The sequence below is a fragment of the Arenibacter algicola genome (assembly GCF_000733925.1).
GTDB lineage: Bacteria > Bacteroidota > Bacteroidia > Flavobacteriales > Flavobacteriaceae > Arenibacter > Arenibacter algicola.
The window spans coordinates 1341579-1357069 of record NZ_JPOO01000001.1 but is presented as its reverse complement, the minus strand read 5'-3'; the positions used below and the strand labels follow the sequence as shown (position 1 = coordinate 1357069).

The window sequence follows — 15491 nt, the reverse complement described above, 5'->3', positions numbered from 1 at the left end:
TGCTAAAAAAGGAGTGCAAAAATACAACTAAAAAATGGTTTTACAAACCTAAAAATGAGATGAGTGCCAATTACTTGACTATTTTCTAAAAATCCATGAAAACTAGGCCAAGAATCCCTATCTTGAAGACATAAATATTAACCGTTAAAAAAATACGATTATGAGTGTGAAAGCAAAATATCAAGCTGTCCTAAACCTTGGCGAGCAATTAAAAATAAAGGATGGCGATGTAAAAGAGGAAGCAGGTATTCTAAAAATAAAAGGGCAGGCCGCCACGCAATACGAGAAAAATCTTTTGTGGGATAAAATAAAAGAATTGGGTGGAGAAAATCCTTCGGATATCAAGGCCAATATTACTGTTGCCGATGAAAGTGTTTATCACAGACATACCGTAAAAAGCGGAGAATCCCTAAGTAAGATTGCCAAAAAATACTATGGCGATCCTATGAAATACAAGAAAATCTTTGAGGCAAACACCAATATCCTAAAAAATCCGGATGTTATCCATCCAGACCAAGTTTTGGTTATCCCCAACTAGGGGAATTACAAATTAAATTCGGGCGGAGTCCGGAGTTGGTACCAGTACGGCCACTAACTTCCCTACTCCGCCCGAATTGATTTTTGGAGGATTAATAAAAAAGGTTTTTCTATTTCCCTTCAATTTTACGGAGAGCAAAATTATATATGCGTTCCAATTGCTCCTTTAAACCCATATCACTATTATCAAATTCTATGGCATCATCCGCTTTTCTCAAGGGTGAAAATTCTCGATGGGAATCAATATAATCCCTAGTTTGGACATTCTTCAAAACTTCTTTATACGAGACCTTCTCCCCCTTGTCCAAAAGTTCCTTATATCTTCTAAACGCCCTAGTTTCTGGAGAAGCCGTCATAAATATTTTAAATTCGGCATTGGGAAAGACTACTGTACCTATATCCCTACCGTCCATTACAACTCCTTTCTTTTTGCCCATTTCCTGTTGCATCCCCACCAATTTCAACCTAACTTTCTCTATGGTGGCGATCTTACTCACCTGTTGGGAAACTGGCAGAGTCCTAATTTCCTTCTCCACATTTTCACCATTCAAATACATTTCTGAAAACCCAAGGGATTTATTGTAGACAAATTTAAGATCCACTTTGGGAAGGGCATTGACCAACCCTTCCAGATCGTCTTTTTCACCCCCAACAAAACCTTCACGCATAGCAAAAAGTGTTACCGCCCTGTACATTGCCCCAGTATCTACGTAAACATAATCCAATGCCTTCGCCAACTGTTTGGCTATAGTACTTTTTCCCGTAGATGAATATCCATCAATAGCAATAGTAATCTTTCCCATGGGTCTAAAAATAGTAAGAATTGCTCAATTGCCCCGTATAAACAAGCGTAAATTTTAACATTTTGACAAGCGAAAGCTTCCAAATTTGGGCTCCCAGACAACATTCCGAGCCACCTGAAACCCTAATAACCTGAACATACCAGCTTTTAAAAACAAAAGCACCTACCAATCTCCCGGCAGGTGCTTTCTATTTATTCCTTTTTAACAACCTCTTTAAAGCTGCTTTGGATTTTTAACAGACTCATCGGTAACAGCAATATCTATCACCTCCTGCATGTCGTTCACATAATGAAAAGTAAGGCCCTTTAAATAATCCTCCTTGATCTCCAAAATATCCTTCCTGTTATCCTCACAAAGGATGATCTCCTTAATCTTCGCCCGCTTTGCGGCCAAAATCTTCTCCTTTATCCCTCCTACTGGAAGTACTTTGCCCCTAAGGGTAATTTCTCCCGTCATAGCCAGGCTCTTCTTTATCTTTTTCTGGGTAAACAAGGACACCAAGGAGGTCAACATGGTAATCCCCGCACTGGGACCATCTTTTGGAGTAGCCCCTTCCGGAACGTGAATATGCACATTGTATTTATCGAATACTTCCGGATCTATACCATACCTATCCGAATTGGATTTAATATACTCCATGGCTATCGTTGCAGACTCTTTCATAACCGTACCCAAGTTACCGGTAATGGTGAGATTCCCTTTTCCCTTGGACAAAATGGACTCAATAAACAAAATATCCCCGCCAACACTGGTCCAGGCCAAGCCTGTAACAACTCCGGCAACATCATTATTCTCGTATTTATCCCTTTCCATTCGCGCAGGTCCCAAAACCTTCTCAACATCTTCAAAGGAAACCTTTTGGTTGTATTCCTCCTCCATTGCAATAGATTTTGCAGCATGCCTCACCATTTTGGCTATTTGTTTTTCCAAAGACCTAACCCCGGACTCCCTGGTATAGCCCTCAACAATCTTTTCCAATTGAGGCTTGCCAATTTTCAAATGATTTACACTTAAACCATGCTCCTTTAACTGCTTTGGCAATAAATGCCTCTTTGCAATTTCCACCTTTTCCTCTATGGTATAGCCGGTTACGTGTATAATTTCCATTCTATCCCTAAGGGCCGGCTGTATTTCCGATAGGCTATTGGCCGTGGCAATGAACATTACTTTGGACAGATCGTAGCCCATTTCCAAAAAGTTATCATGAAACTCATTGTTCTGTTCCGGATCCAAAACCTCCAACATAGCCGAGGAAGGATCACCTTGATGGCTATTGGACAGTTTATCTATTTCGTCCAAAATAAAAACAGGGTTCGATTTACCGGCCTTTTTTAAACTTTGAATAATTCTGCCGGGCATGGCCCCTATATAGGTTTTACGGTGCCCACGAATCTCGGCCTCGTCCCTAAGGCCACCAAGTGAAATTCGCACATATTCCCTTCCCAAAGCCTCGGCTACAGATTTGCCCAAGGAGGTTTTACCAACTCCCGGAGGTCCAAATAGGCATAGGATAGGCGATTTCATATCATTCCTCAATTTTAGCACCGCCAAATATTCAATAATCCTTCTTTTTACATCTTCCAGACCATAATGATCCCTATCCAATATTTTCTGGGCCCTTTTTAAATCGAACTTATCCTTGGAAAATTCGTTCCAGGGAAGATCCAAAAACAGATCCAAATAATTGCGTTGAATGGAATACTCCGCCACCTGTGGGTTCATCCGTTGCATTTTTGCCAATTCCTTTTCAAAATGTTCGGCAACAGCTTTGTTCCACTTCTTCTTTTTGGCCTTCTTGCGCATCTCATCAACTTCCTCCTCATAAGAAAGTCCACCCAATTCCTCTTGGATGGTTTTCATTTGCTGATGCAGATAATACTCCCGTTGTTGCTGATCCATATCACTTCTCACTTTGGACTGAATATCATTTTTAAGTTCCAGCTTCTGAAGTTCAATGTTCATATATTTTAGAGTGGCCAGTGCACGATCCTGCAAACTGCCAATTTCCAATAAATCCTGCTTGTCCTTTACACTCAAGTTAAGATTGGAGGAGACAAAATTTATCAAAAATGAATCGCTCTGTATATTCTTAATGGCAAAAGAAGCCTCACTGGGAATATTGGGATTGTCCCTAATAATCTGCAATGACAGTTCTTTTATAGTGTCTATGATTGCCCTAAATTCCTTGTCATCACGTGTCGGTCTAACCTCTGTTGTCTCCCTCACCGTAGCAGTGATGTACGGCTTTTCGGTAAGCACTTCGGCCACTTCAAATCGTTTTTTTCCCTGTATGATCACAGTAGTGTTTCCATCGGGCATTTGCAGCACCCTCAAGATTCTTGCTACAGTTCCCAAAGTGTTGATATCCTTTACACCTGGATTTTCTGTTTCCTCATCCTTTTGGGCTACCACACCAATAACCTTTGATCCGTTATTGGCATCCTTTATCAATTTAATGGATTTATCCCTTCCTGCTGTAATCGGAATAACTACCCCTGGAAACAACACAGTATTGCGCAAAGGCAATATGGGCAAGGTTTCGGGTAACTTTTCATTGTTGATTTCCTCCTCATCTTCAGGTGTCATCAAGGGTATTAACTCCGCATCCTCGTCTATCCCGTGCAATGACATTGTGTCAAATTGTATGTTTTTTGTTTTAGCCATATTCTAATTTCGGTCATTCTGTCATTAAAAGACAGAAAAATAATTTATATTTAATCCTTTGTATACCTTCTTTCCCTATAATAATCAGTAGGTTGAGGATTTTAGCATTTCTCTTTATTTCTATTTGGGCAATTCTTATGCCAACAAAGAAAATCTTTTTATAAATAAACTGTAACATTCCATAAATTACCTCATCTATTAAGCAAACCAATACCTTTTTGAGCCTAGAAAAGAGACATATTGATGATTTGATACCATTGTGCTTAAACGGCAACCGGCACGCGCAATTAGAAATTTACAATCGCTATTATAAGGGAATGTACAATGTTTCCTATAGGATCGTAAAAGACAGCGCCATTGCGGAAGATGTAATGCAGGAATCGCTATTAAGCGCACTGACCAAACTGGACCAATTTAAGGGAGAAGTTTCCTTTGGGGCCTGGCTAAAACGAATTGTAGTCAACAATAGTATTCATCAATATAAAAAAAGGATGAAACGCCAGGAAGTTGATCTTGGAAATGTAATGTACAAGGTCGAAGACAATGATGGATATGTCCCAGATAATGGAATGATTGAACTAAAGGCTCAAAAAGTGATTGAAACCATGAAACTGTTAAAAGACAATTACAGAATTTCTTTGACCTTACATTTAATTGAAGGCTATGATTACGAAGAAATAAGTGAAATAATGAATTTGAGCTATGCCAATTGCAGAACAATGATTTCACGGGCCAAAGAAAGCCTTAGACAAAAATTAAATACCGAATACCATGGAAGTTGATGATATAGACAAACTGTTTGGGGAATTAAAAGGCTCCTTTGACACCTCAGAACCGACAGATGGACACAGACAAAGGTTCCTGGCAAAATTGGAAGCCTCGTCCACTGCGGTTGCAAAAACCAAAAAGAAACGTTTCGGATGGAAACCATTATCCATAGCCGCTGCCGTGCTATTATTATGTACCATAGGATTCAATTTACTTAACACATCCCCAAGTGTGCAACAGCAGGTTTCCAAAATTTCCCCGGAAATCACCAACACCGAATACTATTTTGCCAGTGTTATAGAGGATCAGGTAAAAAAAATGCAAAAGGAAAGTACTCCCGAGACTCAAAAATTGATTGCCGATACCATGATCCAACTTAGGAACTTGGATAGCGATTACAAAAAGATGGAACAGGATCTCCTGGATGGCGGCAATAGCAAATTAATTTTAAGCGCCATGATTACCAATTTTCAGACCAGAATAGATCTATTGAATGAAGTGTTGGAACAAATTGAAGAAATTAAAAATTTTAAAAACTACGAAAATGAAAATATTACCGCTTAGATATATACTTGCCCTGTTATGGCTTGTACCCATTAGCTCCTTTTCCAACAATGATATGCCCCGAGGCAAGTATACCAAGGAAAAAACCATTAAAAAAGAGTACAAGGTAAATTTGGAAGCCTTATTGAAAATAGATAATAGCTATGGGAATTTAAATATCACCTCTTGGAACCAGGATAGGGTAACTATAGAAGTCCATATTAAGACCACAGGAGACAACGAAGATAAGGTACAGCGTAAGCTGGATGAAATTACCGTGGATTTTGAGGGCAACAGTAACATGGTTTCTGCCACTACCATCTTTAACAAGGATAAAAATAGTTGGGGATGGAGTTGGGGCAATAACAACAATGTAAATATGCAGGTAAACTATACGGTAAAAATCCCCATTAAGAACAGTGTTAATCTCAGTAACGACTATGGCAGTATTATTTTGGACAGAATAGACGGCCATGCCAAAATTAATTGCGACTATGGCCGATTGGAAATTGGGGAACTGCACGGCAGAAGCAACCAATTATCCTTCGATTATACTTCCAAATCCACCATAGGCTATATCAACAGCGGTAAAATCAATGCCGATTATTCCGGCTTTACCATTGAAAAGGCAGGGAATCTGGATATCGTTGCCGACTACACCAATGCCACGGTCCACACAATGAAAGACCTTTCCTATGTCTGCGATTATGGTAAATTGGAAATCGGCGAGGCTAGAAATGTTCAGGGCAATGGAGATTATATAAATGTAAGCTTGGGAACAATACACGGCAACGTGGATATAAAATCCAGCTACGGATCGGTGAGAATTGACGAGATGGCAGCCGATGCCAAAAACCTTCGGATAAACACGGATTACACCGGTATAAAAATAGGTTACTCCCCTGCTTATAATTTCGATTTTGAAATTGATACAAAATATGCCGGAGTAAGCGGAAAGGATGAATTTGAGATAAACATAAGCAATGAAAAATCCAATCAAAAATATTTGAAAGGCTATTACGGAAGTCAAAATAGTGGTAATCTAATGACTATTACCAGTGAATACGGCGGGATTTCATTTAATAAAAAATAACCTTAAACACAAAAAGATGAAACTTTTAACAACCACCTTAATCAGTCTATTGATCATTGGCAGCATTAGCGCCCAAAGAACCGATAAAATAAGTGGTAACGGCAATCAGGTTACCCTAGTGAGAACAACAAAGGACTACGATGAAATCGCAATTTCAGGTTTCTTTGATATTGAATTGGTAGAAGGTAATGAAGGCACGCTCACATTAGTGGGGGAACAAAATATATTGGACCATATTGTAACGGAGGTTAATGGCAATAAATTAACGATAAAAGTAAAAAACGGATTTAACCTTAAGCCGTCCTCTTGGAAAAAAGGGGTATCCATAACCATTCCGGTAGAAAGTATTACGGCCTTAAGCTTATCCGGCTCGGGGGAGATTGTTGGCAATAAGACCTTAAAGGCCAATTATTTTGAAACCGCTATGTCCGGTTCCGGTGACATTAGAATCGCTCTTGATGTAAATTCCCTAAAAGCAGGCATGTCCGGTTCCGGGGATATGGCCCTAAGTGGAAAAGCAACGGATTTTACCGTATCCATCTCCGGATCCGGAGATATTAATGCCTATGACCTAATTGCCGACAATGTGGATGCCACAGTTTCAGGTTCTGCAAATATTAAGGTTACGGCCAATAAAGAAATAATCGCAAAAGTGTCGGGTTCGGGGGACATAGATTACAGGGGCAATCCTGAAAAAATTGACACTAAAGTTTCGGGGTCCGGGGATATCAGCCAACATTAAGGGATATTTCACTCATAACTTAGGTTTGCCTGGCACTATTTACCCTGGTCAGAAGAAATGCGCCTGCCATAAAAAACAACCCAAGCAAAATAATGGCGTATCGCATACTTCCGAAGTATTGGGCCGCAAAACCATATAAGAAGGTACCTATAACAATCCCTATCTTTTCCGCTACATCATAAAAGCTAAAAAATGATGCCGTATCTATGGTTTCGGGTATAAATTTGGAATAAGTAGACCTGGAGAGTGCCTGAATCCCGCCCATAACTATTCCGACGCAGCCTGCCGCTATATAAAAATCGATAGGCGTAATCAAAAAATAAGCATAAATGCAAATCAATACCCAGAGGATATTCACCACAATAAGTGTCCCAATATTGCCGAAGGTTTTGGATGCCTTGGCAGTAAGTGTTGCTCCCGCTATGGCAACAAGCTGAATAAGAAGGATACTTACAATCAATCCTGTAGTCCTTTCGGAATCTGAAGACCATTTAATTTCCTCTTCCCCAAAATAGGTGGCAATCAACATCACAGTCTGTACGGCCATGCTATAGACAAAAAAGGCGGCCAAATATCGCTTCAATTTTATTTGCCCTCCCATTTGATGCCATACATTCTTCAGCTCCCTAAAACCATTAAGAATTATATTTTTCCTAGCCCCTTCCCTTTTAAACCCCTTGGGAAGAAAATAAAAACTATACTGGGAAAACCCTATCCACCAAAGGCCAACCGTTAGAAAAGAATACCTCATAGCCTTAATTTCCGCGATTCCGCCAGCGTCTGTTTCTATCCCAAAGAGATTGGGCTTCATGACCATTGCCAAATTAAATAGCAACAAAATAACACTTCCTATATAGCCTAGCGAAAAGCCTTTTGCACTAATTCTATCCTGTTGTCCTGGAAAAGCAATATCGGGCAGGTAAGAGTTGTTAAAAGCAAAACTTACCCAAAATCCCACCAATCCAAAAAAATAACAACCCAGACTGAAGTAAATATTCTCTAGGGAAAACCAGAATAGCCCAATGCAGGAAAAGGCCCCCAAGTAACAAAATAACTTCATAAAGAGCCTTTTGTTCCCCAAATAGTCCGAAATACCAGATAAAACTGGTGTAATTAAAGCTATAAACAGAAACGCTGCCGAGGTAACATAGCTAATTAGGGGTGCCCTAGCAATTTCGCCACCAAAAACTGTAACTTTCTCTATTTCGGCCACTCGAAACAGGGCGCCATAAAATATTGGAAATATGGCAGACGAAATTACAAGGCTATAAACAGAATTGGCCCAATCATAAAATGCCCAAGCGTTCAATAATTTTTTACTGCCCTTTATAGGAAGGATTCGAGTCATATATAAAAAAAGCTGCTCCTATAAGAGCAGCTTCCCAATTGAAATTAGTTCTTTATTTTTAATTTGCCTATCACTATTGAAAAGAGGTAACACCAAATTTAGCCGCTTCCTGCCTAGCTAATGGCGCCCATTCCGTAAGATTGGCGATACGGGTCTCATTGGAAGGGTGGGTACTTAAAAACTCGGGCGGTGCACTACCTCCACTATTGGCCTGCATTCTCTTCCAAAGTTCCGCAGCTTCATCTGGATTATAGCCTGCAATGGCCATAATTTGTAAACCTATTCTATCCGCTTCTGTCTCATGGCTTCTGCTAAAAGGAAGCATTACCCCAACCTGGGACCCGATTCCATACGCCTGATTGAATATGTTCCTTTTTTGTTCATCCTGAATGGCCACGTTACCGGCCACGGCTCCCAACTGCTGCAAAGTGCCGGCACTCATCCGTTGTGCTCCATGGTCTGCCAAGGCGTGGGCCACCTCATGGCCCATTACCACTGCTACTCCGGTCTCTCCCTTACATATCGGAAGTATCCCGGTATAGAAAACAATTTTACCTCCAGGCATACACCAAGCGTTCACTGTCTCATCATTCACCAAATTATATTCCCATTTGTAATCCTTTAGGTAACCAGGATAGCCATTGGCAGTTAACCAACGTTCAGCTGCCGCGGCAATACGCTGACCTGTTTTGGTTATCATTTTTGCATCATCCGTTCCGGTTATTACCTTGTTCTCTCCAAGAAATTGGTCATATTGGGCAAAAGCCGTTGGAAAAATTTGACTGTTAGGGTAAAAGTTCAAAACCTTTTGCCCAGTAAAAGGATTGGTCTTGCAGGCTGCCACCCCTAAAAAGACCATTATTATTAAAACTATTTTTTTCATCTTGCGATTAGATATTTATTCCCCGAAAATTACAAAAAAATTACGCACCAATAATGTGCAATAAAGTAAAATCCTTGCTGATATGAATATTGTTATTCCCGTTTAACTTAACATCCTTCAGATCCACAAACTCATTATCTATTTGTATTTTCTTGATCTTAAAGGGCAGTCCATGAAGATTAATTTTAAAGGTTTCATAGGAAGTTATAAAACTGCCATCCTTAAACTGCTGAATAAGCAGTTCGTTTGCTTTCCCCTTTAAATTAAAGTTTCTAAGGCTGTACCTTCCTTTTTTGTAATCGTACCCATCCTGTCCATCCTCATAGACCGTTGAGGTTTCCACACCATTTTTAAAGTACACATCCAAGACCATTTCTTTTATTTCCAGTTCACCAACGTATTGTTGAACCGGATATTTTGGGATCATAGCCCCTTCCTTAATGAAGATTGGAATTTTATCCAAACCGGCAACCACCCATTTCTCCATACCACCAACCACAGCTTCATTGGTCCAATAATTGTACCAAGTACCTCTGGGCAGGTACATCCTTCTACCTTGGGCATTGGGTTCATGAACCGGACATATCAAAATTTGTTCCCCAAAAATAAACTCATCGGTCCTAAAATGCGTCTGATGATCCTCTTGATCAAAATGCACCAATGGTTTTAACATAGGCACCCCTTCCTTGGAATACCTGTAGAACATAGTGTACAAATATGGCAAAAGTTGGTAGCGCAATTCTATAAATTTACGCACAATGTTGGTTACCTCATCATCAAAGGACCATGGCTCCTGATCGCCGTGATCGCCACTGGAATGCACTCTGCAGAAAGGATGAAAAACCCCCAATTGAATCCATCTGGCAAACAGCTCGCCATTAGGTTGTTCTGCAAAACCACCAATATCCGAACCAACGAATGAATATCCGCTCATACACATGCGCTGCGCCTGTACATTCGCAATCCATAAATGTTCCCAGGTGGCCACATTATCGCCCGTCCATGTAGAAGAGAACCGTTGGGTCCCCGCAAATGCTGCCCTTGTTATTACAAAGGGCCTCTTGGGATATACATACTTCTTAATGCCCTCATAGGTAGCACGCACCATCTGCATTCCATATACATTGTGGGCCTTTCTATGTGAACATGGATGTCCATCATAATCATGACGTGTATCCAAAGGTGCTGTCTTGGTGGGCACCTCCATAACCGCAGGTTCGTTCATATCGTTCCAAACCGCATGTACTCCTATTTCCGACATCATTTCCTTATAAAGCTCGGCCCACCATTCCCTGACCTGGGGATTGGTAAAATCCGGAAAATTACATTCTCCGGGCCATACCTTGCCTTTCATAAACGCACCATCGGCACGTTTGCAGAAATAATCATTTTCAATAGCCTCTTGATATACCCAATAATCCTTATCTATTTTGATTCCCGGATCGATCATTACAACCGTCTTGAACCCTTTTTCCTCCAAATCCGAAATCATTTTTTTAGGATTTGGAAAACGGGATTTATCCCATGTAAAACACCTAAATCCGTCCATATAATCAATGTCCAAATAAATGGCATCACAAGGAATCCTCATTTTTCGAAAATTCTTGGCTATGGCCCTAACGTTACTTTCCGGATAGTAGCTCCATTTGGATTGATGGTAACCCATAGCCCACATAGGCGGCAGCTCTGGCGTCCCGGTTAAATTGGTGTAGGCTTTGACCACTTGGCTCATTTGGGGACCGTAGATAAAATAATAATTCATCTCTCCCCCATCTGCCCAAAAACTGGTTACATTTCTCCGCTCATGCGCGAAATCGAAATTGGTTTTAAAGGTATTGTCAAAGAAAATACCGTAGGACTTATTGTTGTGCAGGCCTATAAAAAATGGAATAGCCTTGTATAAAGGATCTTGGTCCTTGCCATAGGCGTATTGATCCGTGACCCAATTACTTACTCGTTTTCCTTTAAGGTTGGAATGCGTTGCTTTATCCCCCAAGCCGTAAAAACTCTCGGCATTTTGGGTAATCTTGCTCATTTTTACCGAATTCCCCCCAAACTCATAATTCTCTTCCCAATGAAAACCAAGCTCATCCTCATTAATAATATTGCCATCAAGATCCGAAATCTGGGTCCTCAGGGTCTTTTTATCTACAAGCACTTTTAGTTTGGCCGTGTATACCAAATATTCAGTAGGAGTCTCCTCTACCTTAAGGTGATTAAATCCAACACTAACATTTTCGCTGATGGCATATGAAAAATCGGGCTCAAAAATATTTTCGGTAGCATATCTAAATCTAAATATACTGTCCCTCAAGATTGTCATCTCCAAAATTACCCCATTCGAGGTGGTGAAATACAATTTATCCGTATCCCTGTGAAATTCAACAATTGTATTGGGGTATAAATTGCCTTTGTATTCAAGTTCAGTATTAGTGATCATGGGTGGTTAAATTTGCGAATACAAAAAAAATACATTCATATGAATTAAAGAAATGATATGCGGTGCAATTATATTCTGTAAGGTTATAATACCTGAAATCACTTAAAAACGACCACTCCGAGTGGTGGAATATTGATTTCCACGGACTTATCATATCCATGCCAAGCAGTTTTACCAATTTTCAATGTGCCGTTTTTCATTCCTGAACCGCCATATTTGGTATCGTCACTATTGAAAATTTCCTTTAATTGCCCGGTTTTGGAAATTCCCATTCTATATTTTTCCCGTGGAACCGGGGTAAAATTACAGGCTACATAGATATTTTCCTTGGGGTTAATTCCTTTTCTAATATAGGTTAGTACAGAATTTTGATGGTCCCCATAATCTATCCATTGAAAACCTTCCGGACTAAATTGTTTCTCGTAAAGGGCGGGATACTCCTGATATAATTTGTTCAAGTCCTTCACTAATTTTTGAATTCCACTATGGAAGTCGTATTGCAAAAGATGCCAATCCAAACTTTTTTGAAAATTCCATTCCGAAGATTGCCCAAATTCTCCACCCATGAAAATTAAGTTGGCCCCGGGATGGGTATACATATATCCAAAAAGCAATCTCAAGTTGGCAAAACGCTGCCATTCATCTCCCGGCATCCTATACAACAGGGACTGTTTACCATAGACCACTTCATCATGGGAGAATGGCAACATAAAATTCTCCGTAAAGGCATAGGTTGCACTAAAGGTCAAATCGTTTTGATGGTGTTTCCTATAAATTGGTTCTTTTTTAAAATATTCCAAGGTATCGTGCATCCATCCCATCATCCATTTCATACCAAAACCAAGACCTCCCATACTCACTGGTTTAGATACCATTGAAAAGGAGGTAGATTCTTCCGCAATCATCTGTATTCCCTCAAAACTGGAATAAACGGTTTCATTAAGTTCCCTTATAAACGAAATCGCCTCCAAATTTTCGTTATTACCATATATATTGGGCTCCCACTGACCCTCATCCCTGGAATAATCCAAATATAGCATGGAGGCTACCGCGTCTACACGCAGTGCATCGGCATGGAATTGATCTAACCAAAACATGGCATTACTGATCAAAAATGCCCTTACCTCATTTCTACCGTAATTAAATATCAAACTTTTCCAATCGGGATGATAGCCCCTTCTACTATCGGGGTGCTCATAAAGGTGGGAACCGTCAAAAAATCCCAAACCATGGGCATCTTCCGGAAAATGCGAAGGTACCCAGTCCAAGATAACCCCAATCCCATTTTGGTGCAATGCATCTACCAACAGTTTAAACCCTTCAGGTTTTCCGAATCTCGAGGTAGGGGCAAAATAGCCCGTTAATTGATATCCCCATGACGGATCATATGGATACTCCATTATGGGCATAAACTCCACATGGGTAAAATTCATCTCCTTAACGTATTTCACCAAATCTTCGGCAAATTCCGTATAGGTCATATAATCATTGTTGGATTTTCGCTTCCAAGATCCCAAATGAACTTCATAAACAGCAAATGGTTTATCCAGGGCGTTTTTTTCCTTCCTGGACTTCATCCAGCTTTCGTCTCCCCATTTGTGTTTATCTTCCCAAACTACGGATGCCGTCATAGGCGGATGTTCACAGCTTCGGGCAAAGGGGTCTGCCTTTTCCGTTACCACTCCATGATTCGTAGAGTGAATAATATATTTGTACAGAGTACCTTTTCCCAAATCGGGCACAAATCCCTCCCAGATACCACTGCCGTCCCAGCGCACATAGAGTTGATGGTCTGCTTCGTACCAATTGTTAAAATCGCCGACAACTGAAACAGAGCGCGCCGAAGGCGCCCAAACGGCAAAATAAGTGCCTTTTACCCCGTTGACTTCAATAAGGTGGGATCCCAACTTTTCATATAATTTGAAATGTTTGCCCGCCTTGAATAGATTAATATCAAAATCCGTAAATAAACTATGGGATACTACTTTGGTCATGATTACGTTATTTAGTGCACAGTTAAGACAACTTTGTTCCATATCTTGGATATAAGAACAACAAGTTTTCTTTAAAACCTAACTATGCAAGTATAGATATAAAAATTGGAACGCTTTTTGAAACTACAATAAAAATACAATAACATTTATAGAAATTGATTAATCCCTAAAATAATTATTATGAAAAAAGTTACCTTATTACTCGGCGCATTTATTGCTTTATTTTTTATCTCCTGCGAAGGACCGGCAGGCCCTCCTGGCTTTGACGGTTTTGACGGACAGGACGGAGAGGACGGCTTGGACGGTGTAAACATTTTGGGAACCGTCATAGATATTGAGGGCGATTTTAATCCTAGCGATTATGCCATAACATATCAGTTCCCACAAACTGTAGAAGTTTTTGAAACAGATGTTGTTTTGGTTTATATCTTATGGGAACAGTTGGATGGCGGCAATGAACCACCTATTGATGTGTGGCGTCTTTTACCCCAAACCGTATTATTGGATCAAGGAATTTTACAATACAACTATGACCATACCTTTTTGGACGTAAGAATTTTCCTTGACGGTGATTTTGACTTAGGTACACTCAATGCAGCAGATACCCAGAACCAAGTTTTTAGAATAGCCATTTTACCCGCAGAAAAGTTGGCAGGTTCCAAATTGGACAAATCCAATATCAATGCCGTTATGAATACTATAGGTATTGAAGAAAACGACGTAAAGCGATATAAATTGAACTAAAATTCGCTCAAAAATCCAATTGGCCCTTATTTCCTTCAAGAAATAAGGGCTATTTTTATACATTGGGATCTCAACTTTAGAATTGGCCTAAGTCAAGGAATGAAAGGAAGCCACATTAATTTCGTCTAAATGTAGGAAGCTCAAAAAAAAAAAAAAAAAAAACATAATACGCTATGAAAAAAATAATATTCGCACTTTGTGTAATTTTCATTGGATGCAAGGGAACCTCACAGGAAAAAGAGGCTACCAAATTGGAAACCAAAAAAAAGGAACAGTTTAAAGTTACCAAAACTGAAGCAGAGTGGAGAAAACAGCTTACGGACATGCAGTTTTATGTCCTTAGAAAAGCAGGAACAGAGAACCCTGGATCGAGCGAATTGTTGAACAACAAACAAAAGGGGGTCTACACCTGTGCTGCCTGTGGGACAGAGCTTTTCAAAAGCGAGCACAAATTTGATTCCGGAACGGGATGGCCTAGTTTTGACCGAGAGATAAAGGGAAATGTTGCTTTTGATGTTGATTATAATCTGGGCTATGCCAGAACTGAAGAACATTGCGCCACTTGCGGTGGTCACTTAGGCCACGTTTTTGACGATGGCCCCAGAAAGACCACAGGTAAGAGACATTGTATTAACGGTGCGGCCTTAAATTTTGTGCCCAAAGACTAGACTATGCACTGAATAAACATCCCAGCCTACCTGGATGGGTTGTGGAACGGAATGGATTTCCTTTTCAAGGATTGGGTGCTAAGGTGAGAGTATGCGGTAAACTATAGGCCGTAAGCCATAAGCAAAAAAACTGCCCACTGCCACTGCCCACTGTGGATTCCCAAATTTTATAGGTCCGCCTTTTTTATTCCAATTAATTTAAAATGGTCCCTGTGTGGATTCAGTATGGTTTTGTAACTTTGCGACTTCATAATTTATTTACCA

General features: G+C 40.1%; 13 protein-coding genes. 7 read left to right on the top strand and 6 right to left on the bottom strand.

The window, feature by feature from the left end; translation table 11 throughout:
* Positions 1-160 precede the first annotated feature (160 nt).
* Positions 161-538 (top strand): LysM peptidoglycan-binding domain-containing protein, encoded by a 378-nt coding sequence (locus tag U735_RS0105960; protein ID WP_031442955.1) that lies wholly within the window; start codon positions 161-163, stop codon positions 536-538.
* Positions 539-647: 109 nt separating this feature from the next.
* Here U735_RS0105960 and cmk read toward each other — a convergent pair whose 3' ends face one another.
* Both cmk and lon read right to left on the bottom strand, forming a co-directional pair.
* Entirely contained in the window at positions 648-1340 is a 693-nt protein-coding gene (gene cmk / locus U735_RS0105955; RefSeq protein WP_031442954.1) for a (d)CMP kinase, read from the bottom strand.
* A gap of 213 nt (positions 1341-1553) precedes the next feature.
* Positions 1554-4004, bottom strand: a complete 2451-nt coding sequence (lon, locus tag U735_RS0105950) for an endopeptidase La (protein WP_031442953.1) — start codon at positions 4002-4004, stop codon at positions 1554-1556.
* A gap of 218 nt (positions 4005-4222) precedes the next feature.
* Between lon and U735_RS0105940 the strand changes: the two genes are divergently transcribed.
* From U735_RS0105940 to U735_RS0105925, 4 genes are read left to right on the top strand one after another with little or no spacing between them, the layout of a single operon-like run.
* Positions 4223-4786 carry an RNA polymerase sigma factor gene (locus U735_RS0105940; protein ID WP_031442952.1) on the top strand — a complete coding sequence of 188 codons (564 nt, stop codon included), beginning with the start codon at positions 4223-4225 and terminating at the stop codon, positions 4784-4786.
* Positions 4776-5336, top strand: a complete 561-nt coding sequence (locus U735_RS0105935; protein WP_031442951.1) for a hypothetical protein — start codon at positions 4776-4778, stop codon at positions 5334-5336. The genes U735_RS0105940 and U735_RS0105935 overlap by 11 nt, the downstream gene beginning before the upstream one ends.
* Positions 5317-6408 carry a DUF4097 family beta strand repeat-containing protein gene (locus U735_RS0105930; RefSeq protein WP_031442950.1) on the top strand — a complete coding sequence of 364 codons (1092 nt, stop codon included), beginning with the start codon at positions 5317-5319 and terminating at the stop codon, positions 6406-6408. The genes U735_RS0105935 and U735_RS0105930 overlap by 20 nt, the downstream gene beginning before the upstream one ends.
* Positions 6409-6424: 16 nt before the next feature.
* Entirely contained in the window at positions 6425-7150 is a 726-nt protein-coding gene (locus U735_RS0105925; protein ID WP_031442949.1) for a head GIN domain-containing protein, read from the top strand.
* 19 nt (positions 7151-7169) lie between these two features.
* Here U735_RS0105925 and U735_RS0105920 read toward each other — a convergent pair whose 3' ends face one another.
* The 4 genes from U735_RS0105920 to glgB all read right to left on the bottom strand — a co-directional run bounded on the left by U735_RS0105920 (position 7170) and on the right by glgB (position 13815).
* The gene (locus U735_RS0105920; RefSeq protein WP_031442948.1) at positions 7170-8498 is read right to left on the bottom strand and encodes an MFS transporter; all 1329 of its coding nucleotides are present in this window, start codon (positions 8496-8498) and stop codon (positions 7170-7172) included.
* A 73-nt stretch (positions 8499-8571) separates the two neighbouring features.
* Positions 8572-9381 carry a M48 family metallopeptidase gene (locus U735_RS0105915; RefSeq protein WP_031442947.1) on the bottom strand — a complete coding sequence of 270 codons (810 nt, stop codon included), beginning with the start codon at positions 9379-9381 and terminating at the stop codon, positions 8572-8574.
* Positions 9382-9421: 40 nt separating this feature from the next.
* Positions 9422-11821: a glycoside hydrolase family 31 protein gene (locus U735_RS0105910; RefSeq protein ID WP_031442946.1), complete on the bottom strand. Its 2400-nt coding sequence runs from the start codon at positions 11819-11821 to the stop codon at positions 9422-9424.
* A 98-nt stretch (positions 11822-11919) separates the two neighbouring features.
* The gene (glgB, locus tag U735_RS0105905) at positions 11920-13815 is read right to left on the bottom strand and encodes a 1,4-alpha-glucan branching protein GlgB (RefSeq protein ID WP_031442945.1); all 1896 of its coding nucleotides are present in this window, start codon (positions 13813-13815) and stop codon (positions 11920-11922) included.
* Positions 13816-13995: 180 nt separating this feature from the next.
* Here glgB and U735_RS0105900 point away from each other — a divergent pair, with 180 nt between their 5' ends.
* The gene (locus U735_RS0105900) at positions 13996-14559 is read left to right on the top strand and encodes a collagen-like triple helix repeat-containing protein (protein ID WP_031442944.1); all 564 of its coding nucleotides are present in this window, start codon (positions 13996-13998) and stop codon (positions 14557-14559) included.
* A gap of 173 nt (positions 14560-14732) precedes the next feature.
* Positions 14733-15227, top strand: a complete 495-nt coding sequence (gene msrB / locus U735_RS0105895; protein WP_031442943.1) for a peptide-methionine (R)-S-oxide reductase MsrB — start codon at positions 14733-14735, stop codon at positions 15225-15227.
* The last annotated feature ends 264 nt before the right edge of the window (positions 15228-15491 follow it).